The organism is Streptomyces pristinaespiralis (assembly GCF_001278075.1).
Lineage (GTDB): Bacteria > Actinomycetota > Actinomycetes > Streptomycetales > Streptomycetaceae > Streptomyces > Streptomyces pristinaespiralis.
Map to the genome: position 1 here is coordinate 5510080 of NZ_CP011340.1, position 21814 is coordinate 5531893.

Sequence of the window (21814 nt, forward strand, 5' to 3'; positions counted from 1 at the left end):
GATGCTCAGCGCTCGTCGAACTGCACCATCGGAGGATGGCCGTTCCAGGTGCAGAACACCGACACCTCGTGCCCGTCCTGCGTGAACGTCACGCGGATCCACGTCGGCTGCGTCCAGACCTGCATCTGCCAGCCCGCCGCCGGGGTCGCCGAGACGAGCTCGGCCGCGCTGTCACCGATGTCGAAGACGACCCGGCCGCCCTTGACGTTGTAGCCCTTCACATTTCCGGCATCCGAAGGGGGCGGTGGTGAGGGGGAGTTCGGCGGCGGGTCCTTCTTCGTGGGCGAGGCGGGCGGAGGAGTCGTCGGCGGGCGCCTGCTCGGCGAGGGGGACGGGCTCGGCGGACGCGCCGTCGACGACGCCTGCGGCGTCGCGGCCTGCGCCGTCGAGTTCTGCGCGGTGATCGGGAGAGCACGCGGCCGGTCGTACGCGGTTCCGGCCATGACCGTGTGGACGCCCCACCACGACAGCGTCACCGCCGCGCCGGTGGACAGCGACCACGCCATGACATGTACGAGTCCTCGATGCATCCGGGCCATAGTGCACCACCCGTCCCCGGCTTGTCCCGAACGGGACCGGCGTACTCCGGATGGCGTACGGTGCCGCCCATGGCAAGTGTGCTCGTGGTCGAGGACGACCAGTTCGTGCGCTCCGCCCTCATCAGGCACTTGACCGAGGCCTCCCACACGGTACGGAGCGTCGGCACGGCCCTCGAGGCGCTGCGCGAGGTGGCCCATTTCCGGTTCGACGTCGTCATTCTCGACCTCGGACTGCCCGATCTGGACGGCGCGGAGGCACTGAAGATGCTCCGCGGCATCACCGACGTGCCCGTGATCATCGCGACCGCGCGGGACGACGAGGCGGAGATCGTGCGGCTGCTCAACGACGGTGCCGACGACTATCTGACCAAGCCGTTCTCCGTGGAGCACCTGTCGGCCAGGATGGCCGCCGTGCTGCGCCGTTCCCGGGCCGCGGGCGAGGCGCCGCCCCCGCGGGTGATCCAGGTCGGCGGACTGTCCATCGATCCGCTGCGCCGCCAGGCCGAACTGGACGGCGACCGCCTCGACCTCACCCGCAGGGAGTTCGACCTGCTGGCCTTCCTCGCCGGCCGGCCCGGGGTCGTCGTCCCCCGCAAGGAGTTGCTGGCCGAGGTCTGGCAGCAGAGCTACGGCGACGACCAGACCATCGACGTCCATCTGAGCTGGCTGCGCCGCAAACTCGGCGAGACGGCGGCGCGGCCGCGCTATCTGCACACGCTGCGCGGGGTCGGAGTGAAGCTCGAGCCGCCGAACGGACACCGGCCATGAGATGGGCGCTCGTCAAGGTCTCGCTGGCCGTCACCGTGATGGTGGTGCTCGCCTTCGCGCTGCCTCTGGGCATCGTCATCAAGGAGATGGCCCGCGACCGCGCCTTCTCCAACGCCGAGCGGCAGGCCGCGACGATCGGCCCCACGCTGACCGTCACCACCGAACGCCGCCCGCTGGAGCGGGCCGTCGAGTCCACCCCGGCCGGTGCCGTCGGCCGGATGGCCGTGCACATCCCGGCGTCCGGCGAACCGGGCAGTCTGCCGCTGGAGATAGGCAAGCGCCGGGCGGCGAAGAAGGACCTGGCGACCGTCGAACGGATCGGCCGTGCCTCGATCACCGAGGTGTCCGGCGGCTCCGCGCTGCTGCAACCGACCGCGATCGGGACCGGGCAGATCGCCGTCGTCGAGATCTTCGTCCCTGAGGGAGAGGTCTCCAACGGTGTGGACACCGCCTGGCTCGTCCTCGCCGGTGTCGGCATCGCGCTGATCGTCGGCTCCGTCGCGGTCGCCGACCGGCTCGGCGTCCGGATGGTGCAGCCGGCGCAGCGGCTCGCGGGCGCCGCCCACGACCTGGGAGAGGGCCGGCTGGGGGCCCGGGTCCCCGAAGAGGGGCCGCCCGAACTGCGGTCCGCGGCCGCCGCGTTCAACTCCATGGCCGACCAGGTCGTCCAGCTCCTGGCCAACGAACGCGAGCTGGCCGCCGATCTCTCCCACCGGCTGCGGACCCCGCTGACCGTGCTGCGGCTGAACGCCGCGTCGCTGGGCGAGAGCACGGCCGCCGAACAGACCCGGGCGGCCGTCGCACAGCTGGAACGCGAGGTCGACACCATCATCCGCACCGCCCGCGAGGCGAAGCCCCAGACCGCGGCCGCCGGCGCCGGCGCGGGCTGCGACGTCTCGGAGGTGGTCCGCGAACGGATGGGATTCTGGTCGGCGCTCGCGGAGGACGAGGGCCGCAAGGTGCGGCTCGCCGGAGTGGACCGGCCCGTACGCATCCCGGTGGCACGCCCCGAACTGGCCGCCGCGCTCGACGCGTTGCTCGGCAATGTCTTCCGCCACACCCCCGAGGGCACCGCCTTCTCCGTCGACGTGCACAACAGCGACGACGCGGTCATCGTGCTGGTCTCGGACGCCGGTCCGGGCATCGCCGACCCGGCGGCCGCCATGGCCCGGGGCAACAGCGGGGCCAGGGACGGTTCGACGGGGCTCGGCCTGGACATCGTGCGCAGGGTCGCCGAGTCCACCGGCGGCGACGTACGGATCGGCAGGTCCGTCCTCGGTGGCACGGAGGTACGGATATGGATCGGCCTCGACCCCCGCGAGGCCGCCCGCGGCCGGCGCCGCGGCGGCCACCGGGGACGGGTCCAGCGCCGTCGCAAGGCCGCCCTGCGGTAGCGCGCGGCCGCCTTCCCGGCGTGCATCATTAATCGCTTCCGATGCCTCCCTTAAGCGCGCCCTAAGAAGACCGACCGCCGTCACCGATCGGCCATTTGTCCGGTTCGGGGCCGCTAGCGTGCAGCGCACCACCCCCCACTCCGCACGCAGAGGCAGGCACCCGATGGGCAGCAGTACGCACCGGCGCAGGGCGAGCGTCAGGACCAAGGCGGTCGGCGCGGTCGTCGTGACCGCTGTGATCGGCGGCGCGGCGGTCGTCCTCACCGGCACCGCCCAGGCCGCGGCGGTCGGCGCCGCCTACACCAGGACCAGTACCTGGGACGGCGGTTACACCGGCCAGTACGTCATCACCAACGAGACCGGCGAGGCCCGGACGGACTGGACCCTCGAGTTCGACCTGCCCGCCGGGACGAGGATCAGCTCCCTGTGGAACGGCGAGCACACCGTGGACGGGCAGCAGGTCACGGTGAAGCCCGCGAGCTGGAACAAGAGCCTCGCGCCGGGCGCCTCGGTCACCGTCGGCTTCGTCACCTCCGCGAGCGGTGAGGCCGCCGACCCGACGGCCTGTCTCATAGACGAGATCAAGTGCTCCATCGACGACGGGGCCACGCCGCAGCCGAGCGGCCGGCCCACGGAGCAGCCCACGCCGACGCCGACCGCCACCCCGACCCGGCAGCCGACACCCACACCCACCGCCACCGCCACCGCCACGGCCACCCCGGCACCCACGCCGACCGGGACCCCGAAGCCCGGTGAGGCGGCGCGCTACGCGCCGTACATCGACACCTCGCTGTACCCGGCCTACGACATGCTCGACACGGCGGCGAAGACGGGCGTCAAGGAGTTCAACCTCGCCTTCATCACCTCCGGCGGCGGCTGCGCCCCGCTGTGGGGCGGCGTCACCGACCTGGCGAACGACAAGGTCGCCGCCCAGATCGGCGCCCTGCGGGCCAAGGGCGGCGACGTCCGGGTCTCCTTCGGCGGCGCGGCCGGCCACGAGCTGGCGCTGAACTGCTCCTCCGCCGACGACCTGGCCAAGGCGTACGGCAAGGTCATCGACACCTACAAGCTCACCAAGGTCGACTTCGACGTCGAGGGCGCCGCGCTGCCCGACACCGCCGCCAACTCACGGCGCTCGCAGGCCATCGCGCAGCTCCAGAAGTTGCACCCGGGCCTGAACGTCTCCTTCACCCTGCCCGTCATGCCCGAGGGCCTCACCCAGCCCGGCGTGGACCTGGTCGCCGACGCCAAGAAGAGCGGCGTACGCGTCGACGCGGTCAACATCATGGCGATGGACTACGGCCCGGCGTACAGCGGTGACATGGGCGAGTACGCGATCCAGGCGGCCACCGCCACCCAGGCGCAGATCAAGGGTGTGCTCGGGCTCTCGGACGCGGCCGCCTGGCAGGCCGTCGCGGTCACTCCGATGATCGGCGTGAACGACGTGGTCACGGAGATCTTCAAGGTCGACGACGCCACCCAGCTGGTGAAGTTCGCCGAGTCGAAGAACCTGGGCTGGCTGTCGATGTGGTCCTCCACCCGCGACAAGCAGTGCGCGGGCGGGGAGAAGCCAGCGGCGGACGCCACGTGCAGCTCGATCCTCCAGGAGCCGCTGGCCTTCACCAAGGCCTTCTCCGCCTACAAGTAGCCACCCTCCCGCCCCCCACGGCGACGCCCCGGGCAGGCCCCACCCGCCCGGGGCGCCGCCACGCCTCCCGCCGCCCCGGAGCCGTCAGCCCTTGACGGCGCCCTGCATGATGCCCCCGACGATCTGCCTGCCGAAGACGACGAACGCGATCAGCAACGGCAGCGTCCCCAGCAGCGCCCCCGCCATGATCACCGACTGGTCGGGGATGTACCCCTGGCCGAGGCCCGCCAGCGCCACCTGCACCGTCGGGTTGCCGCTCTGCGTGAGCGCGAGGATCGGCCAGAAGAAGTCGTTCCAGGCCATCACGAACGTCAGCATTCCGAGGACGGCCATCGCCGGCCGCGCCGCCGGGAAGACGATGTGCCACACCACGCGCAGACTGCCGGCGCCGTCGACCCTGGCGGCCTCGATCAGCTCGCCCGGCAGCGCCTCCATCAGGTACTGGCGCATGAAGAACACACCGAAGGCGCTGACCAGTGTGGGCAGGATGACGGACTGGAGCTGGTCGGTCCAGGACAGTTCGGCGATCAGCATGTACAGGGGGACGACGCTGAGCTGCGGCGGCACCATCATCGTGCCGATGACGAGCAGCAGCAGCGCGTTCTTCAACCTGAACCGCAGCTTGGCGAAGGCGTACCCGGCGAACGTGGAGAAGACCACGGTGCCCGCGGCGACCGACCCGGCGACGACGGTCGTGTTGAGCAGCGCGGTGCCCATGTTCGCGTCGGTCCAGGCGATCTCCAGGTTGCGGAAGAGTCTGCTTCCGAACCAGAACGGCGGGGGAGTCTGGGCGAGCCGCGTGTTGGTGCGGGAGGCGGCGATCGCCGTCCACACCAGTGGGAAGAGGGAACCGGCGGTGAACACGATCAGGGCCGCGTAGGCGAACTTCCCGCCGTGCAGGTGCCGTCCCGCCCGTCCCTTGCGCCCTGTCATCGTCGTCTCCGCTCCGCGCTACGCGCTCTTGCCCAGGCGGCGCGCGATCAGCCAGTTCACCGCGCCGACGACCAGCAGGATCAGGAACATCGCCCAGGCGATCGCGGAGGCGCGGCCCAGGTGCAGGTTCACCCACCCCTGCTCGTACAGATAGAGACCGAGCGTCTGGAACTGGTGGTCCGCGCCGCCCGTCGCGCCCGCCCCGCCGCTGAACAGCAGCGGCTCGCCGAACAGCTGGGTCGCGCCGATCGTGGAGACCACACAGGTGAAAAGGATCGTGTGGCGCAGGGACGGCACCGTGACATGGATGAACTGCTGCCACGGCGAGGCCCCGTCGAGCGCGGCCGACTCGTACAGGTCCTTCGGCACGGCCTGCATCGCGGCGAGATAGATCAGCGCGTTGTAACCGGTCCAGCGCCAGATCACGATCGTCGAGACCGCCAGCTGTGAGGTCCACTGCCCGTTCTGCCAGTCGACGTCACCGATACCGACCAGCCCCAGCGCCCAGTTGACCATTCCGTAGTCACGGCCGAAGAGCAGCACGAAGACGAGCGTCGCGGCGGCGACGGACGTCGCGTACGGGGTGAGGGCGGCCACCCTGAAGAACATCGAGCCGCGAAGCCGGTAGTTGAGCAGATGTGCGATGCCGAGCGCCATGAGCAACTGGGGCACGGTCGACATCAGTCCGATGGTGACCGTGTTCCTGAGCGCGTTCCAGAAGAACTCGTCCTCGAGGAGGCGCGAGAAGTTGCGCAGCCCGACCCACTCCATGTCGGTGGGCGCGGTGAGCTCCACCCGGTGCAGCGAGGCCCAGCCGGTGTAGAGCAGCGGGAAGAGGCCGAAGGCGAGGAAGAAGAGGAAGAACGGGGCGACGAAGGCGTACGGGCTCCATCTGACGTCGCGCCGGTAGCGGCGTGAGCGCCTGTCCCGGCGCCGCCGCGCGGCGGCGTCCGTGCCGCGCGGAGCCGTGCCGTCGACGGCGTGACCCGAGGCCCCGGGGTCCTTGACGTGCGCGACGGGCCTGCCGTGTGCGGGTTCCGGCACGTCACTCGTCCAGGGCGTTGTCGATCGCCTTGACCGCCGCGTCCCAGCCCTCTTCCGGGCTGCGGCCCTTCTGGTCCACCTGGAGCATGCCGATGTCGGCCAGGTTCTGCGCGATGATCAGGTCCTTGGGCCCCACGATCTGCACCGGGACGTCCTGGGCCGCCCGCGAGAAGATCTTCCCGATGGGCGCGCCACCGAAGTACGGGTGCTTCGCGTCGGCCACGGCGGGCAGCGCGTAGGCGGCCTCGGCGCTGGGGAAGCTGCCGCGCTCGGTGAACAGCTTCGCCTGCTGCTCCGGAGCGGTCAGCCAGGCGGCGAGCTTCGCCGCCTCCGCGGTGTGGTCGCCCGTCTTCGGCACGACCAGGAACGAGCCGCCCCAGTTGCCCGGCCGTGGCGCGGCGGCGACGTCCCACTTGCCCTTGCCGGCGGCGCCTGCCTTGTCCTGGATGTGGCCGAGCATCCAGGCGGGGCAGGACACGGTGGCGAAGGCGCCGTTGGACATGGCCTGGTCCCACGACGGTGTGAACTGCTGGAGCCTGCCGGTCAGTCTCTCCGTGGCGAACGCGGCGGCGAGGTCCCAGGCCTGCTTCACGGCCGGGCTTTCTTTGTAGACGATCTCGCCGCTCTCGTCGTAGAAGCGTTTCTCGTTGCTGCCCGTGACGGCCGCCAGTACGCCCGAGGCGGAGTCGACGAAGGAGGTCCCCTCGGGCGCCCGGGCCTGGTACTTCCTGCCCGTCTCCAGGTACTTGTTCCAGTCCCCGGTCCACAGCCGGCCGACCTCCTCGCGGTCGGTCGGCAGCCCGGCCTTCGCGAAGAGGTCCTTGCGGTAGCAGATGCCCTGGGGGCCGATGTCGGTGCCGAGACCGACCGTCTTCCCGTCCTTGGTGGTGCCCTGCGCCCACTTCCAGCCGAGGAACGCGTCCTTGCTGACGCCCTCTGTCCTGCCCAGGTCGACGAGCCGGTCCGCCTGGGTCGCGGTGACCTCCGCGATGTTGTTGACCTCGACGGCCTGGATGTCGGCGAGACCACTGCCGGTGCTGAGGTGGGTGAGCAGCTGGGGGTAGTAGTTCTCGTTCCGCTGGATCGAGGTCTGCTTGATCCGGATGTCCGGGTGGAGCTTCATGTACTCCTCGTACAGCCCCGCCTCTCTGAGACCGAAGGCGCCGAAGACGCCCACCGTGATGGTCGTCCTGCCCTCGCCGCCACCGCTGTCGTAGGCGGCGTCGCCCGGCTCTTCGCTGTCCTTGGCACAGCCGGAGAGGAGCGCGGCGCCCAGCGCGACGACGACCGCGAGGATTGCGGTTCTGCGCATGACGACCTCCTTCGGGGAGTGCCGCCACCCCCGGGTCCTGACGTGCCGCCCGCGGCCGTACTTGTGTGGGACCCGTACTTTTAGCACGCCGACCACAGCCGTGGCACGGGCGGTGGCCTGCGGCTTTGCCGAATCAGGTAGCCGCGGGGGAGTGGGAGCGCTCCCATGGTGATGCGGCCGGATTCGTCGCCCGATGGGGGAGATCCGAGGCGCCGCGGCGCGTTATGTTCTCCGCCTGGGCAGCCTGGGGAGGCGGACACGATGTCTCGGACCATCCGTACGGGGAACGGGGGGCGGACCACCGGTCTGCCCACCCTCGAAGAGGTCGCCGCGCGGGCGGGGGTCGGACGCGGGACGGTCTCCCGGGTGATCAACGGCTCGCCGCGCGTCAGCGCGGAGACCCGTGCGCTGGTCGAGGCGGCCGTCGCCGAACTGGGCTACGTCCCCAACCGGGCGGCCCGTGCGCTCGCGGGCAACCGTACGGACGCCGTGGCGCTCGTCGTCCCCGAGCCGAAGGACCGTTTCTTCGCCGAGCCGTACTTCTCCGAGATGGTGCGCGGTGTCGGAGCCGCCCTCGCCGACACCGAGATGCAGCTGCTGCTGACGCTCGCGGGCAACGACCGCGAGCGCAAGACACTCGCGCAGTACCTCGCCGCACACCGGGTCGACGGTGTGCTGCTTGTCTCGATGCACGCGGGCGACCCGCTGCCGGACCTGCTGGAGCAGCTCTCCATCCCGGTGGTGATCAGCGGCCGCCGCTCGGCGGACGAGACGCTGGCGGCGGTCGACTCCGACAACTTCGAGGGCGCGCGGGCGGCCGTCGCCCACCTGACCGCCCGGGGGCGCCGCACCGTCGCGACGATCACCGGCCCGCTGGACGTGTACGGCGCCCAGCGCCGCCTGGACGGCTACCGCTCCGGCGTGGCCGGCGCGGGTCTGGACGACGACCCCCGGCTGACGGCCGTGGCCGACTTCACCGAGCAGGGCGGCCGCCTCGCGATGCGCAAGCTGCTCGAGGACCGCCCCGACCTGGACGCGGTCTTCGCCGCCTCCGACGTGATGGCTTCCGGCGCCCGGCACGTACTGCGCGAGTCGGGCCGCCGCATCCCGGACGATGTGGCCCTCGTCGGCTTCGACGACTCGGCGGTGGCCCGCCACATGGACCCGGCGCTCACCAGCGTGCGCCAGCCGACGGAGGAGATGGGACGCACGATGGCCCGGGTCCTGCTCGAGGAGATCGCGGGCCCGTCACCGGAACGGCCCCAGATCGTGCTGCCCACGGAACTGGTGGTTCGGGACTCGTCGTGACGGCCCGGCCTGGGGTGCGGTCTTGGCCGGGGGCCTTGTGGTCGGGCAGCTGGTTCGTCCGGCGGCCGCTTCGACCGGGCGCATTGTGGCCCGGTGGCCGCTTCGACCCGGGCGCATTGTGGGCCGGTGGCCGCTTCGACCCGGGCGCGTTGCGGACCGGGTGGCCGCTTCGGCCGGGGGTCGGTGGTCCGGGCGACCGCTTCGGCGGGGCCTCGTAGTCCGGTGACGGCTTCGGTCGGCCGCTTCGTGGTCCGGCGGGACCTCGTCCGGCGACCGCTTCGACCGGGGGGTGCGTGGCCCGGTGGCCGCTTCGGCCGGGGGGGTGCGTGGGCCGGCGACCGCTTCGGCGGGGGCCTCGTAGTCCGGTGGCCGCTTCGGCCGGGGGGTGCGTGGTCCGGCGATCGCTTCGGCGGGGGCCTCGTAGTCCGGCGGGACCTCGTCCGGCGGCGGCTCCCGCCGGGCGCTTCGCGGGCCGGGGGCCGCTGCGGCCGGCCGCCGCTTCGGTACGCGGTCGAGGTCTCATTCCCGCTCGCGGAGGTACGCCTCGAGCTCGGCGGCCCCCGTCAGCATCGCCCGCCCGCGGGCGGCCAGTCGGCCGTGCCAGTCGCGCAGTGCTGCCTCCAGCGGCTCCAGTCCGCCGGCCGCCCGGACCTGGGCGATCAGCGGGGCGATCTGCTCCAGGAGGTAGCCGCCGCGCCTGAGCTGGTGGGCCAGCCGGGCGTCCCGTACGTCGGCCTCGTCGTAGACGCGGTACCCGGTCAGCGGGTCGCGGCGCGGGCACACCAGCCCGGCCCGCTCCCATTTGCGCAGCGTCGCGGGCCGGATGCCCAGCTTCACCGCCAGCGGCCCGATGAACGTGCCGCCCGCCGGGGACGCCGAGGCCGGCCCGGTACCGGCACCGGGCCGGGGCGCCGTACCCCGCTCGCCCCCTGGATCCGGTCCGGACGCCGTGGCGGGCCCGAGGTCGCGGAGGGCGTTCTCCACGGCCCGGAGGGTCCGGCGGTCGTCGAGGAGCTGGGCGTGGCTCTCGTCGATGAGGCGGAACGCCTCCTCGGTCGCGCCCTCGTTCACCGCCCGCATGATCGACGCCGCGGTCCGGTGACCGTGGCCCGGCACCAGCGCGAGGAACGCACGCAGGGCACCCGCGTGCAGCGAGGTGTAGGTGCGGTAGCCGTGGGGGGTGCGGCCGGCGGCCGGAAGGATGCCGGCCTCCTCGTAGTTCCTGACCGCCTGCGTCGACAGACCGTGCCCGCGCGCCAGGTCGACCGGCCTGAGCCGTTCACCGTTTTGAAGCTTTGTCCCCATGGCACTGCCCACTTCGCGGAAAAGTTTCAACCGAAGGTTCAACGATAGCGTTGAGTGCATGGCTACTGACATCCAGGACACCGCCCATGCCGTCGAGGCCGCCGCCGTCATGGAACTGCTCCGAGTCCGGCCGCGGCTGCTCGCACTGGGCGAGCCCACCCACGGCGAGGAGCTTCTGCTCGAGGTGCGCAACGACCTCTTCCGGCAGCTCGTCGAACGGGAGGGCTACCGGACGATCACGATCGAGAGCGACTGCCTGGCCGGCCTGGTCGTGGACGACTACGTCACCTCGGGCAGGGGCACCCTCGACGAGGTCATGGAGCGCGGCATCAGCCACGGGTGGGGCGCGTTCGCAGCCAACCGCGAGCTCGTGCGCTGGATGCGCGCCTACAACGACGGCCGGCCCGCCTCCGAGCACCTCCGCTTCGCCGGTTTCGACGGCCCGCTGGAGATCACCGGCGCCGCGAGCCCCCGGCAGGCCCTCACCGCACTCCACGGCTACCTCGCCGCCCACGTGGACGCGGACCTGCTCCCCTGCTCCGCGGAGACCCTCGACCGCCTGCTCGGCGCCGACGACCGGTGGACCGAACCCGCCGCGATGAGGGACCCGGCCCGGTCCGTGGGGCGCTCGGCCGAGGCCGGGGAACTGCGGCTGCTCGCCGACGATCTGAGGGCGCTGCTCGACGAGCAGACGCCGCACCTGATGACGGCGACCTCACCGGAAGACCGCTACCGGGCGCACCTGTACGGACGCACCGCCCTCGGCCTGCTGCGCTACCACTTCTGGATGGCCGACACCTCGCCGGGCCGTCTGGCACGGCTGGTGGGCGTGCGGGACAGGATGATGGCCGACAACCTCCTCGCCGTCGCCGACCGGGGTCCGGCACTGGTCCACGCCCACAACGGCCATCTGCAGCGGAACAAGAGCACGATGAGGATGGGCGGCCTGCCGCTGGAGTGGTGGAGCGCCGGGGCGCTGGTGAGTGCTCAACTGGGCGACGGGTACGCCTTCCTGGCCACGGCGCTCGGCACGATCCCGCACCAGGGTGTGGACACCCCGCCGCCGGACACCGTCGAAGGGCTCCTGTACGCGCTCCCGCAGGACCGCTGCCTCGTCGACGCGCCCCGGCTGGCCACCGCCCTCGGCGACACGCGGCCCGCCCCCCGGGTGTCTCCCTACTACGGCTACGCGCCACTCGACCCGGCCCACCTCGCGGGTACCGACGGCATCGTGTTCGTCACGGACGTCCCGCAGAGCTGAACGCCTCGGCCGGTGTTCCCCGGTCCCTCGGCCCACCGGCCGTGCGAGGCGGGGTCCAGGCGGACGCCGCCTCGTCAGCCGACGAACGACTCGGGACCGAACCGGCCCCAGGCCACGAAGACGAACAGGGCGACATAACCGAGGTCCACCAGCATCAACGTGGTCTCGTGACGCCGTAGGCGTGTGATGGCGGCACCCACCATGACCATCGCCAGACCGACGGCGGCGAGCGGGACCAGAACCGGCGCGATGTCGAGCACGGCCGGCAGGATCAGACCGACCGCGCCGAGGACCTCGAGAACTCCGATGGCCTTGATGCCGCCGGCGCTGAAATCCTCGGTCCATTCCGCGCTGGGCCCGAATGCGGCGATCCTCTCCTTCGACAGGACGATCTTGCCGGCGCCACTGGCCAGGTAGGCGGCCGCAAGCAGTCCGGCAACGATCCACAGAGCGACATTCATGAGGTTTCTCCTTGCGAGCTGGGACGGGACTGGTCGGAGCGCGCCCGGCGAGGCCCGCCCTGCCACCGGCGGTGGCAGGGCGCGCCCGCCGGGTGTGAAGGTCCCGGTTATCCGAACTGGCCGGGCTGGTAGTCGCCGGCCGGCTGCCGGGTGATGACGTTCAGGCGGTTGAGGGCGTTGATGAGGGCGATGACGGACACCAGTGCGCCCAACTGGGCGTCGTCGTAGTGCTTGGCGGCGTTCGCCCAGACCTCGTCGGTGACACCACCGGCCGCGTCGGCGATGCGGGTGCCCTGCTCGGTCAGCTCCAGGGCGGCGCGTTCGGCATCCGTGAACACCGTGGCCTCGCGCCACACCGCGACCAGATGGAGACGGGTGGAGCTCTCGCCGGCGTGCGCGGCGTCCTTGGTGTGCATGTCCACGCAGAAGCCGCAGCCGTTGATCTGACTGGCGCGGAGCAGTACCAGCTCGCGCGTCGAGGCCGGCAGGTCGTCCGCGAGCGCCTTGCCTGCCGCGACGAAGTGCTTCAGGGTCTTGCTCGCCACCGGGTTGTCGAAGAGGTTCAGGCGGGCGTCCATCGTCCACTCCTTGTCGTTGTCCGTTGTCGCCCTCTAGGACAAGGCGGCCCGGCGACCTGTGACGGCTGTGGATGTGACGTACGTCTCTCTCCGTGGCGGCCCTGCCGCCGGCCTCTGCCGCGACGCTCTGCCGTCAGGGCCGGCGAAGGAGTTCAGCGCGTCCCGCACTCCGGGCCCACCGCCCCGCCGGCGCCGTCGATCGCCTCGGATAGCCTGCGGGAACGCCGTGCGGAAGCGTCCTCGGACGAGAGGGCGGGGAGACGGGGAGCCGCGGTACGCGAGGCGGGGAGGGGTCCGGATGCCGGGATCGACGGACGGGACGGAGGCGGCGGGCCTGCGCCCCCTGCTGTTCTCCATCGCCTACGGCATGACCGGGTCGGTCGGCGATGCCGAGGACATCGTGCAGGACGCGTTCCTCGGTCTGACCAGGGCGCACCGGGCGGGAACCGCGATCGCCGACCTGAAGCCGTACCTGACCACGACGGTGACGCGGCTGGGCATCAACCACCTCGGTTCGGCGCGGGTGCGGCGGGAGACGTACGTCGGCGAATGGCTGCCCGAGCCGGTCGTGGTGTCCGTCGACAGGCACGGACCGGCCGAACACGCCGAGCTGGCCGACTCGTTGTCGATGGCGTTCCTCGTGCTGCTGGAGTCGCTCTCACCGATGGAACGGGCGGTGTTCGTGCTGCGCGAGGTGTTCGAGTACGGCTACCCGGAGGTGGCGCGGTTCACCGGCAAGTCCGAGGTGAACTGCCGCCAGATCTTCTCGCGCGCCAGGCAGCGCGTCGCCGCCGGAGCGAAGGCGCCGGACAGCGCGCCGCCCCCGGAACGGCGCGCGGAGAGCGAGGAACTCGCCCGCAGGTTCTTCGAGGCCGCCGAGGGCGGTGACATGGACGCGCTGCTCGGCATGCTCGCCCCGGACGCGGTGCTCTACGGGGACGGTGGCGGCAGGACGCGCACGATCGGCAAGCCGGTGACCGAGCCGAGGCTCGGCGCGCAGCTGCTCGTCGGCGGGTTCCGTCTGGGCCGCGGGCTCGGTGCCTCCCTCCGGCCGGTCCTGGTCAACGGCCGGCCGGGCGTCGTGTGGCAGGACGCGGAGGGCCGTGTGATCAGCGTCATCGAACTCGACATCGCCGACGGCGTGGTCCAGGCGATCCGTTCGGTGTCCAATCCCGACAAGCTCCGTCATCTCGGACCGGTGTCCGACGTGGCGCTGCTGCCGGGGAAGTGAACCGGGCCGGCCTTCGTGCCGCCGCCCGGCGTTCGCGACGACGGCGGGCCGCGCCCTGCTCCGACCGGTCGCGTAAACCGGGTGCACCGGCGATTCAGCTCCGGCACACTGCGCGGATGAGCTCAGACGCCCTCGATGCGGCAGACCGGGCCCTTCGGCATGTGACGGAGCTCTCGTCGGGCCGGCCCCTGGACCCGGCGCTGCGGGTGACCCTCAACTTCCACCCGGACCGTACGGCGCACGGCAGGCCCATCCTGGAAGCGCTGGCGGAGTCCGGTGTCTACGTCTCGCAGTTCGTCACAGGAACGAGCAACGGGGGCCTGACCGCCTTTCCCGGCGGTGACCGGTGGCGGTGGGAGAGCCGGATCTTCGGTGGCGCGTACGACGACGCGGCCGCTTGGGAGCGCCCCGTCTACGGGGCGCTGAACTTCCGCCGCAAGCCGGTCGGAGCGGCGCCGCGGTTCGGCTCCGCCCACTTCCGCCTCGCGGCGCACACCCCGGCGCGCACCACGTTCTGCTACCCGGACAGCTGCGTCGATCCCTCGGATTTCGGCGTCGCCGACCGCATGGGCCTCATCGAGCTCGCCCTCGCCGACCGCCAGGACGCACTGGACGACTACATAGAGGCGCAGGTGCACGGGCAGGTCCGGCTGGACCGCGACGTGGAGGCGCTTGTCCTTGACCCCTGCTACCGGGGGACGGATGTCGAGGAGGCCGCCCGGCGTCTGCCGTGCCCGGTGGAGTGGCATCCCGGCTTCCGTCTCACGGTCGGGGAGCTGTGCCGGTACCCGGCCTACCGGGGCCAGGAGTACGTCGACCTGGGCGCGCGGATCGCGGTGGACGGCCTGCTCGACGCGCGCATCGTCGGGGACGCCGTACGCGCGGGCCGTTACGACCCGCAGGCGGTCAAGAAGGTGTGGCACTGCCTCGCGCGCTTCGGGGCGCCCCCGGGGGCTGCCGGTGCCTCCGTGGGCCGGCAGCACGGCGGAGAGCCGGTGCTGGACGGCCCGCGCTGAGCGGCCCGGCGCCGGACACGACAAGGGCCCCGGGACACGGCAAGGCCGGACACGACAAGGGCCCCGGTCCGAAGACCGGGGCCCTTGCATCAGTAAGGGTGAGTAACGGGACTCGAACCCGCGACATCCTGGACCACAACCAGGTGCTCTACCAGCTGAGCTATACCCACCACGACCGGTCTTTCTCCCGACCGGCCGAGAAAAAGTGTACAGGGTCCGAGCGGGTGCTCGCGCCAGGGTTTCGCGCCGGTGGGGGCGCCCGTCGTTACTGCGCGGGCAGCACGTACTTGGCCGCGATGGTTTTCGCCGTCTCCGAGTCGGGGCCGGGCTGCGGGACGAAGACCGCCTCGCGGTAGTAGCGGAGCTCGGCGATGGACTCGCGGATGTCGGCCAGTGCCCGGTGGTTGCCGCTCTTCTCCGGGCTGTTGAAGTACGCCCGCGGGTACCAGCGGCGGGCCAGCTCCTTGATCGAGGAGACGTCGACGATCCGGTAGTGGAGGAAGGCCTCCAGCGTCGGCATGTCACGCAGCAGGAAACCGCGGTCGGTGCCGACCGAATTGCCGCACAGCGGGGCCTTGCCGGGCTCCTTGACGTGCTCGCGGATGTAGGAGAGGACCTGCTCCTCCGCGTCCGCGAGGGTCTTTCCGTCCGCCAGGACGTCGAGGAGACCCGAGGTGGTGTGCATCTGGCGCACCACTTCGGGCATCGTCTCGAGCGCCGCGTCCGGCGGGCGGATCACGATGTCCACCCCTTCGCCGAGTACGTTCAGTTCCGAGTCGGTGACCAGTGCGGCCACCTCGATGAGTGCGTCGTCCGTCAGCGAGAGCCCGGTCATCTCGCAGTCGATCCACACCATGCGATCGTTCATGCGCCCTACCTTACGGGGGCGGATGCGCTGCGTTACCGGCCTCGGGCAACCCGGCCGCCCCGCCGGGACCCGCCCGTCGGACCCGGTGCCGGACGGCGTCCGGCCCGGTCGGGACGGCACCCTGTGGGGCGCCGTCCCGACCGGGCCGGGGTCGCTCTCGGCGGAACCGCTCTACGGCACACTCCGCTGGCCCGGCAGGCTCGGCCTGCCGTGACCCGCCGCGTACGCCTCCGGAACCGATTTGCCCAGCTCGGCGGCCGCGGACGCCATGGCGGAAGGCCCGCCGGGCCCCTGCTGTGGGCGTCTGGCGCCCGGCCCCGCCTGGGCGGGGACGACGGCTTCCAGGATCGACGTCCGGTCAGGGTCGCTCTGCGGACGGCGGGCCCGGTACGCGGCGCGGTAGGCGGCCGGGGAGGACCCCAGCTGCCGCCGGAAGTGGCCGCGCAGCGCCACCGGGGACCGGAAGCCGCAGCGGCCGGCGACCTCGTCGACCGAGTAGTCGGAGGTCTCGAGCAGCCGCTGGGCCTGCAGCACCCGCTGGGTGATCAGCCACTGGAGCGGGGCGGATCCCGTCAGCGAGCGGAACCGCCGGTCGAACGTGCGCCTGCTCATGTAGGCACGCGCGGCCAGCGTCTCCACGTCGAACTGCTCGTGGAGGTGTTCCAGGGCCCAGGACACGACCTCGGCCAGCGGGTCCGAGCCGATTTCCTCTGGTAAAGACCTGTCGAGATAGCGCTCCTGACCGCCACTGCGACGGGGTGGGACGACGAGCCTGCGGGCGAGCGCTCCGGCTGCCTCCGTGCCATGGTCGGTGCGCACGATGTGGAGGCAGAGGTCGATTCCGGCCGCCGTTCCCGCGGACGTGAGCACATCGCCGTCGTCGACGAACAGCTCACGCGGATCCACGTGCACGGACGGGTAGCGCTTCGCCAGGGTCGGCGCGTACATCCAGTGGGTGGTGGCGGGGCGCCCGTCGAGCAGGCCGGCCGCGGCCAGGACGAACGCCCCGGTGCACAGGCCGACGATGCGGGCGCCCTCCTCGTGTGCCCGGCGCAGCGCGTCGAGCGCCTCGGGCGGTGGCGGCGAGGTGATCGAGCGCCAGGCCGGCACCACGACGGTGCCCGCTCTGCTGATCGCCTCGAGGCCGTACGGCGTGGTCAGTTCCAGACCGCCGGTGGTCCTCAGCGGTCCGTCCTCGCCACCGCACACGAGCAGGCGGTAGCGGGGAACTCCGGCGTCCTGACGGTCAATTCCGAACACCGAGAGCGGGATGGAACTTTCGAATATAGGGCCGCCGCTGAACAGCAGCACGGCGACGACTTCCCGGCGCCGGCGCCCGGACAGCTTCCGTGCCGTCTCCGGCGCGGCGGAGTCCTGACTCATGACGCTAAACCCCCCTCGAAGTACGCGTCTCCCCGTTCGTTTCGGGCCTTTCGCTCCTGCACGTTTCCCCTCGGTTCTGCACGAGTCCCCCGGCCTTCGATACTCATGATCGAATCTACTGCGTCCCGTGGCGCCGGCGTGACAAGTTCGGGATGCCCCGCTATGTCGACATGGCAACTTGGCGCGATGCATTCGATCACGAAGCGTTCCACTCGGGGGGCCCGCAGGGAAGTGCGCATCGCAGGCATGGCCCGTCCCCGTAGGGTGCCAGAGGGGCCTTCAGCCCTTTCTTCCCTGGTGACAAGGGGGTTGGCAGGCCATTTCGACAAGGATCGGCCTGCGTAGTGAAGTTGGCTGAAAACATACGGGTGCGGGCGTACAAAACCGTCAGCCGCCCGGTGCCCCTCTCGACCCGTGCCGCGCGCCCCTCCTCGCCACGGGGACGGTACCGGAGTGCCGGCCTCCGGCCGGCGGCGCGGCCTCCGGGGCGCGGCACCGTGCCGCCGTCCGTTCCGACCGGCGCAGCAGCACCCGGCACGCCGCCGTGACCGCGGCGAGCCCGAGGGCCGCGGCGGCCGCGCCGCCGGCGGAGGTGCCGTACACGACGAGCACGACGGGGACCAGCAGGCAGCTGAACGCGCCCCAGCGGATGACGTCGCCGGCGGAGCTCGCCCCCGGGTCGGCCGGCCGCGAGGGTGCGGGCGCGGCGGCCGGGGTGGTGGGGGCAGGTCCGGAGGGGGTAGCGGCGGGACAGCGGCGGGGCGGAGGGCCGGGGGAGCGGTGGGGGCCGGGCGGTGGTGCTGGCACAGGGGCTCCTGGGGGCTGCGGGGTGACCCACTGGCCAACGAGGACCGTGGCCGTCCGGTCACCCGGTGGCGCGCAGACGGCTGTAGTGGCCAAGCGGCATTGCGATCCTGGGCGCGCTCGGGCATGCTCCCTGGAACGTCGCGCATGGGGGCAGCAGGCCCTGGGCAGGAGAGGAGTGTCGCCGTACCCTTGGGGGTATGGGGCGGGGAAGATGATTCCCGGACACAGCTCCACCGCCCCTCCAGCCGACGAGCCTTCCTCAATCGATCACTCCGAAGAGGACCTCCTTCGCCGAGACACCGATGGCCGGTCACGAAATCCCCGAACCCGCGGACCGCAAGCAGGTAGCCGATCCTCTGTCGGACCTGCGGGCGGCTGAAGAAGCACGCCATTCATGCGATCCCGCCTTCCGGCACGGAGTCGTCGTCGGTTTCGACGGATCGACATCCAGTGAGCGAGCGCTCGCCTACGCCATCGGCATGGCAAGGCGGACCGGATCCGGTCTGATCATCGTCCATGTCGCCAACCGGCTGCCGACGACCGTCTGGGCCGGCTGTGAGCCGCCCGTCTTCGTGGACGTTCCCGATCACCGCACCGAGGTCCTGGGTCTCGAGCTGGCCTGCGCGGACTACCTCGCCGAGGTCCCCTGGATCCTGGTCGAGCGCGGCGGCGACATCTGTCACGAGCTGGAAGAGGTCGGTCGCGAGTACTCGGCGGACGCGATCGTGGTCGGCTCCACGCACGGCATCGTCGGCCGGCTCTTCGGTTCGGTCGCGGGACGGCTCGCGAAGCGCGCGCAGCGCCCGGTCGTCGTGATCCCCTGACCGGCCCTCCCGCGGCCCCGGTCCGAACTCCCCTGCTGTCCCTGCGGTCCCTTCTTCCCCCTCTTCACCGCTTGCCGGGTGAGGCACCGTCAACTCCCTGACACACCAGGCATGTACGGAAATCTACCCATGCGTAACAGGTGGATTGTGCGCTTGTGAAGGGTAGATATCCGGTCGCTGGGATTGCAGCACATGGCGCAGCACAACTGCACAGGACAGGAAGGGAGCCCGCCGTGGACAACGGAGTCTCTGCGGGAACTGGTTCTACTTCGACTCTCGGCAACCTCGCCCTCGGGCTGACGCTGCTGGCCTTCGGTGTGGGCAACACCGGAGTGATCGACAACGTCTCCGCCGCCGATGCCGCCGCGCTCGCGACGTGGGTCGGCGGAGTGGCGCTCTTCGTCGTCGGCCTGCTCGAGTTCCGTGCGGGCAACGGCGGTTCGGGAACGGCCTTCGCCGGTCTCGGCGCCTTCTGGTTCACCTGGGGGACCGCCGTGGGCGGCGAGACCTCGGCCGAGGCGGCGGGCCTGTTCATGCTGCTGTGGGCGCTGCTCGCGCTGACGCTGACCGCCGCCGCCTCCGGCAGCGGTGTGCTGGGCCAAGGGGTGTACGGGCTGCTGACCCTCGCGCTGCTGCTGGGCGGCATCGCCGCCTTCGCGGGCAACGAGGGCCTGGCCAAGGCCGGCGGCTGGGTCGGCGCGGTCGCGGGCCTGGTGGCCTGGTACGGCGCGACGGCGGCGCTCGCCAAGTGGCCGACGTTCACGGGACGCGCTGCCGGCCGGCGGGTGACGGCCACCGGCTGAGGCCCGCGGGCCTCACGGCAGCTCCAGGGGCGGGCGCTGCGGGTGGCGCCCGTCCGCCGAAAAGGGAACGCCCCCTGTGTGCACGGTGGCACACACAGGGGGCGTTCCTCATGAAGCGGTCCCGCGACCGTCGACCACGCGACTACTCGACGGTGACGGACTTGGCGAGGTTGCGCGGCTTGTCGATGTCCCGGCCGAGCGCCAGCGCGGTGTGGTAGGCGAGGAGCTGGAGCGGGATGCCCATCAGGATCGGGTCCAGTTCGTCCTCGTTCTTCGGCACCACGATGGTGTGGTCGGCCTTCTCCTGCTCGCGGTGGGCGACGGCGAGGATGCGGCCGCTGCGCGCCTTGATCTCCTCGAGCGCCGCCCGGTTCTTCTCCAGCAGCTCGTCGTCCGGCACGATCGCCACGGTGGGCAGCGCGGGCTCGATGAGCGCGAGGGGGCCGTGCTTGAGCTCGGAGGCGGGGTAGGCCTCCGCGTGGATGTAGGAGATCTCCTTGAGCTTCAGGGAGGCCTCGAGCGCCACCGGGTAGCCGCGCACCCGGCCGATGAACATCATCGACTTGGCGTCCGCGTACTCCTCGGCCAGCTTCTTGATGTCGGCCTCGGACTCGAGGATCTCGCTGATCTGCGCGGGCAGCTTGCGCAGGCCCTCGATGATCCGCTTGCCCTCGGCGACGGACAGGTCGCGGATGCGGCCCAGGTGCAGGGCGAGCAGGGCGAAGGCGACGACCGTGTTGGTGAAGCACTTCGTGGAGACGACGCAGACCTCGGGGCCGGCGTGGACGTACGTGCCGCCGTCGGCCTCACGGGCGATGGCGGAGCCCACCACGTTCACCACGCCGAGGACGCGGGCGCCCTTGCGCTTGAGCTCCTGGACGGCCGCGAGGACGTCGTAGGTCTCACCGGACTGCGAGACGGCGATGTACAGGGTGTCGGGGTCCACGACCGGGTTGCGGTAGCGGAACTCGGAGGCCGGCTCGGCGTCGGCGGGGATACGGGCGAGGGACTCGATGAGTCCGGCGCCGATCAGACCCGCGTGGTACGAGGTGCCGCAGCCGAGGATCTTCACGCGGCGGATGCCGCGGGCCTCGCGGGCGTCGAGGTTCAGGCCGCCCAGGTGCACGGTGTTGAACCGGTCGTCGATCCGGCCGCGCAGCACACGGTCGACCGCGTCGGGCTGCTCGGAGATCTCCTTGTGCATGTACGTGTCGTGGCCGCCCATGTCGTAGGAGGCGGCCTCCCACTCCACGGTCTCCGGGGTGGCGGTGGTGGACGCGCCCGTGGTCGTGTACGTGCGGAAGTCGTCGGCCTTCAGGGTGGCCATCTCGCCGTCGTCGAGGGTGACGATCTGGCGGGTGTGGGCGACCAGGGCGGCGACGTCGGAGGCGACGAACATCTCCTTCTCGCCGATGCCGAGGACGACGGGCGAGCCGTTGCGGGCCACCACGATGCGGTCGGCGAAGTCGGCGTGCATCACGGCGATGCCGTAGGTGCCCTCGATCGCCTTGACGGCCTCGCGGACCTTCTCCTCCAGGGTGGTGGCCTGGGAGCGGGCGATCAGGTGGGTGATGACCTCGGTGTCGGTCTCCGACGCGAAGACGACCCCGTCCGCCTCGAGCTTGACGCGCAGCTCGGCGGCGTTGTCCACGATGCCGTTGTGGACGACGGCGACCTTGTTCTCCGGGTCCAGGTGCGGGTGGGAGTTGATGTCGCTGGGGGCGCCGTGGGTGGCCCACCGGGTGTGGGCGATGCCGGTGGTGCCGGCGAAGCGCTTGGGGACGCGGGCCTCGAGGTCACGGACCCGGCCCTTGGCCTTGACCATCTTCAGCCCGGGGGACTTGGGGCTGCTGATGACCACGCCCGCGGAGTCGTAGCCGCGGTACTCCAGCCGCTGCAGACCCTCCAGCAGCAGCGGAGCAACGTCACGCTTGCCGATGTATCCGACAATTCCACACATATGGTTTCTGCCCCTCCATAGATCAGAAGTGTGCCCGGCCCCGGTGGGGCTGCTCAGCCGTAGACCATGCGGCGCAGCTGGCGGAGCGAGAGCTCCGGCGGCGCCACTGCGCGGTGCGGCAGTTCGGCCGCGATCCGCTCGAAGATCTCGGTGTTCACCGCGCCGCCGGACTTGAGTTCGCGATGGCGGCGGCGGACGAACTCCTCGGTCGTCTCGTCGAAGTACGCCAGTACATCGAGCACCACCCGGGCGGCTTCACCGCGCTGGAGCGCGGTGCTGCGCACCAGGTGGTCGATGAGGTCGTCGTGCGACAGGCGCACAGACGGGCGAGGTTCGAGCACCCGTAGATACTGGAGGGCGGACGCCGCTCT

The 21814-nt window shown here is 71.4% G+C and carries 21 protein-coding genes and 1 tRNA gene; 9 read left to right on the top strand and 13 right to left on the bottom strand.

All coding sequences use genetic code 11. The annotated features are described in order from the left end of the window. Window positions 1–5: 5 nt before the first annotated feature. Complete coding sequence (locus SPRI_RS23485) at window positions 6–539, bottom strand: hypothetical protein (RefSeq protein ID WP_005317210.1); 534 nt, start codon at window positions 537–539, stop codon at window positions 6–8. Window positions 540–608: 69 nt separating this feature from the next. On the opposite strand from SPRI_RS23485, the gene SPRI_RS23490 reads away from it, so the two are divergent. From SPRI_RS23490 to SPRI_RS23500, 3 genes are all read left to right on the top strand, one after another. Further along, window positions 609–1307, top strand: a complete 699-nt coding sequence (locus SPRI_RS23490) for a response regulator transcription factor (protein WP_199782719.1) — start codon at window positions 609–611, stop codon at window positions 1305–1307. After that, window positions 1304–2701, top strand: coding sequence for a sensor histidine kinase (locus tag SPRI_RS23495; protein WP_005317215.1), 1398 nt, complete (start codon window positions 1304–1306; stop codon window positions 2699–2701). The genes SPRI_RS23490 and SPRI_RS23495 overlap by 4 nt, the downstream gene beginning before the upstream one ends. A 163-nt stretch (window positions 2702–2864) precedes the next feature. Next, complete coding sequence (locus tag SPRI_RS23500) at window positions 2865–4349, top strand: glycoside hydrolase family 18 protein (RefSeq protein WP_037774593.1); 1485 nt, start codon at window positions 2865–2867, stop codon at window positions 4347–4349. An 84-nt stretch (window positions 4350–4433) separates the two neighbouring features. Here SPRI_RS23500 and SPRI_RS23505 read toward each other — a convergent pair whose 3' ends face one another. The 3 genes from SPRI_RS23505 to SPRI_RS23515 are packed head-to-tail and all read right to left on the bottom strand — an operon-like array spanning window position 4434 to window position 7638. Continuing rightward, on the bottom strand, window positions 4434–5282 hold the full coding sequence (locus tag SPRI_RS23505; protein WP_005317220.1) for a carbohydrate ABC transporter permease: 849 nt from the start codon (window positions 5280–5282) through the stop codon (window positions 4434–4436). 18 nt (window positions 5283–5300) lie between these two features. Next, window positions 5301–6326, bottom strand: coding sequence for a carbohydrate ABC transporter permease (locus tag SPRI_RS23510; RefSeq protein WP_005317223.1), 1026 nt, complete (start codon window positions 6324–6326; stop codon window positions 5301–5303). Between the two features lies 1 nt (window position 6327). Beyond that, window positions 6328–7638 carry an ABC transporter substrate-binding protein gene (locus tag SPRI_RS23515; RefSeq protein WP_005317225.1) on the bottom strand — a complete coding sequence of 437 codons (1311 nt, stop codon included), beginning with the start codon at window positions 7636–7638 and terminating at the stop codon, window positions 6328–6330. A 261-nt stretch (window positions 7639–7899) separates the two neighbouring features. Between SPRI_RS23515 and SPRI_RS23520 the strand changes: the two genes are divergently transcribed. Further along, entirely contained in the window at window positions 7900–8946 is a 1047-nt protein-coding gene (locus SPRI_RS23520; protein WP_005317228.1) for a LacI family DNA-binding transcriptional regulator, read from the top strand. Window positions 8947–9465: 519 nt separating this feature from the next. On the opposite strand, the gene SPRI_RS23525 is transcribed toward SPRI_RS23520, so the two are convergent. Continuing rightward, window positions 9466–10251 (bottom strand): TioE family transcriptional regulator, encoded by a 786-nt coding sequence (locus SPRI_RS23525; protein WP_005317230.1) that lies wholly within the window; start codon window positions 10249–10251, stop codon window positions 9466–9468. A gap of 58 nt (window positions 10252–10309) precedes the next feature. Between SPRI_RS23525 and SPRI_RS23530 the strand changes: the two genes are divergently transcribed. Further along, a complete protein-coding gene (locus SPRI_RS23530; protein WP_037774596.1) occupies window positions 10310–11512 on the top strand; it encodes an erythromycin esterase family protein in 1203 nt (400 codons plus the stop codon). A gap of 74 nt (window positions 11513–11586) precedes the next feature. On the opposite strand, the gene SPRI_RS23535 is transcribed toward SPRI_RS23530, so the two are convergent. Beyond that, window positions 11587–11973 (bottom strand): DoxX family protein, encoded by a 387-nt coding sequence (locus SPRI_RS23535; RefSeq protein ID WP_037774600.1) that lies wholly within the window; start codon window positions 11971–11973, stop codon window positions 11587–11589. Window positions 11974–12080: 107 nt separating this feature from the next. Next, window positions 12081–12551 carry a carboxymuconolactone decarboxylase family protein gene (locus tag SPRI_RS23540; RefSeq protein WP_005317235.1) on the bottom strand — a complete coding sequence of 157 codons (471 nt, stop codon included), beginning with the start codon at window positions 12549–12551 and terminating at the stop codon, window positions 12081–12083. Window positions 12552–12849: 298 nt separating this feature from the next. Here SPRI_RS23540 and sigJ point away from each other — a divergent pair, with 298 nt between their 5' ends. After that, the gene (sigJ, locus tag SPRI_RS23545; protein ID WP_005317237.1) at window positions 12850–13782 is read left to right on the top strand and encodes an RNA polymerase sigma factor SigJ; all 933 of its coding nucleotides are present in this window, start codon (window positions 12850–12852) and stop codon (window positions 13780–13782) included. A 116-nt stretch (window positions 13783–13898) separates the two neighbouring features. Continuing rightward, on the top strand, window positions 13899–14798 hold the full coding sequence (locus tag SPRI_RS23550) for a DUF3626 domain-containing protein (RefSeq protein ID WP_078535340.1): 900 nt from the start codon (window positions 13899–13901) through the stop codon (window positions 14796–14798). Window positions 14799–14895: 97 nt separating this feature from the next. Here the strand turns inward: SPRI_RS23550 and SPRI_RS23555 are convergent. The 4 genes from SPRI_RS23555 to SPRI_RS23570 all read right to left on the bottom strand — a co-directional run bounded on the left by SPRI_RS23555 (window position 14896) and on the right by SPRI_RS23570 (window position 17856). Further along, a tRNA-His gene (locus SPRI_RS23555) sits at window positions 14896–14968 on the bottom strand. Between the two features lie 95 nt (window positions 14969–15063). Next, window positions 15064–15666, bottom strand: coding sequence for an oligoribonuclease (gene orn / locus SPRI_RS23560; RefSeq protein ID WP_005317240.1), 603 nt, complete (start codon window positions 15664–15666; stop codon window positions 15064–15066). 171 nt (window positions 15667–15837) lie between these two features. Further along, window positions 15838–17049: a helix-turn-helix domain-containing protein gene (locus tag SPRI_RS23565; protein ID WP_053557268.1), complete on the bottom strand. Its 1212-nt coding sequence runs from the start codon at window positions 17047–17049 to the stop codon at window positions 15838–15840. Window positions 17050–17436: 387 nt separating this feature from the next. After that, window positions 17437–17856, bottom strand: a complete 420-nt coding sequence (locus tag SPRI_RS23570; protein ID WP_238996248.1) for a hypothetical protein — start codon at window positions 17854–17856, stop codon at window positions 17437–17439. Window positions 17857–18158: 302 nt separating this feature from the next. Here SPRI_RS23570 and SPRI_RS23575 point away from each other — a divergent pair, with 302 nt between their 5' ends. Both SPRI_RS23575 and SPRI_RS23580 read left to right on the top strand, forming a co-directional pair. Then, a complete protein-coding gene (locus SPRI_RS23575; RefSeq protein ID WP_005317245.1) occupies window positions 18159–18680 on the top strand; it encodes a universal stress protein in 522 nt (173 codons plus the stop codon). Between the two features lie 233 nt (window positions 18681–18913). Beyond that, the gene (locus SPRI_RS23580; RefSeq protein ID WP_037774602.1) at window positions 18914–19483 is read left to right on the top strand and encodes an acetate uptake transporter; all 570 of its coding nucleotides are present in this window, start codon (window positions 18914–18916) and stop codon (window positions 19481–19483) included. A 142-nt stretch (window positions 19484–19625) separates the two neighbouring features. Here SPRI_RS23580 and glmS read toward each other — a convergent pair whose 3' ends face one another. Together glmS and SPRI_RS23590 are read right to left on the bottom strand one after the other, a co-directional pair. Beyond that, window positions 19626–21443: a glutamine--fructose-6-phosphate transaminase (isomerizing) gene (glmS, locus tag SPRI_RS23585; protein WP_005317250.1), complete on the bottom strand. Its 1818-nt coding sequence runs from the start codon at window positions 21441–21443 to the stop codon at window positions 19626–19628. Between the two features lie 53 nt (window positions 21444–21496). Then, the gene (locus SPRI_RS23590) at window positions 21497–21763 is read right to left on the bottom strand and encodes a hypothetical protein (RefSeq protein WP_005317253.1); all 267 of its coding nucleotides are present in this window, start codon (window positions 21761–21763) and stop codon (window positions 21497–21499) included. Between the last annotated feature and the right edge of the window lie 51 nt (window positions 21764–21814).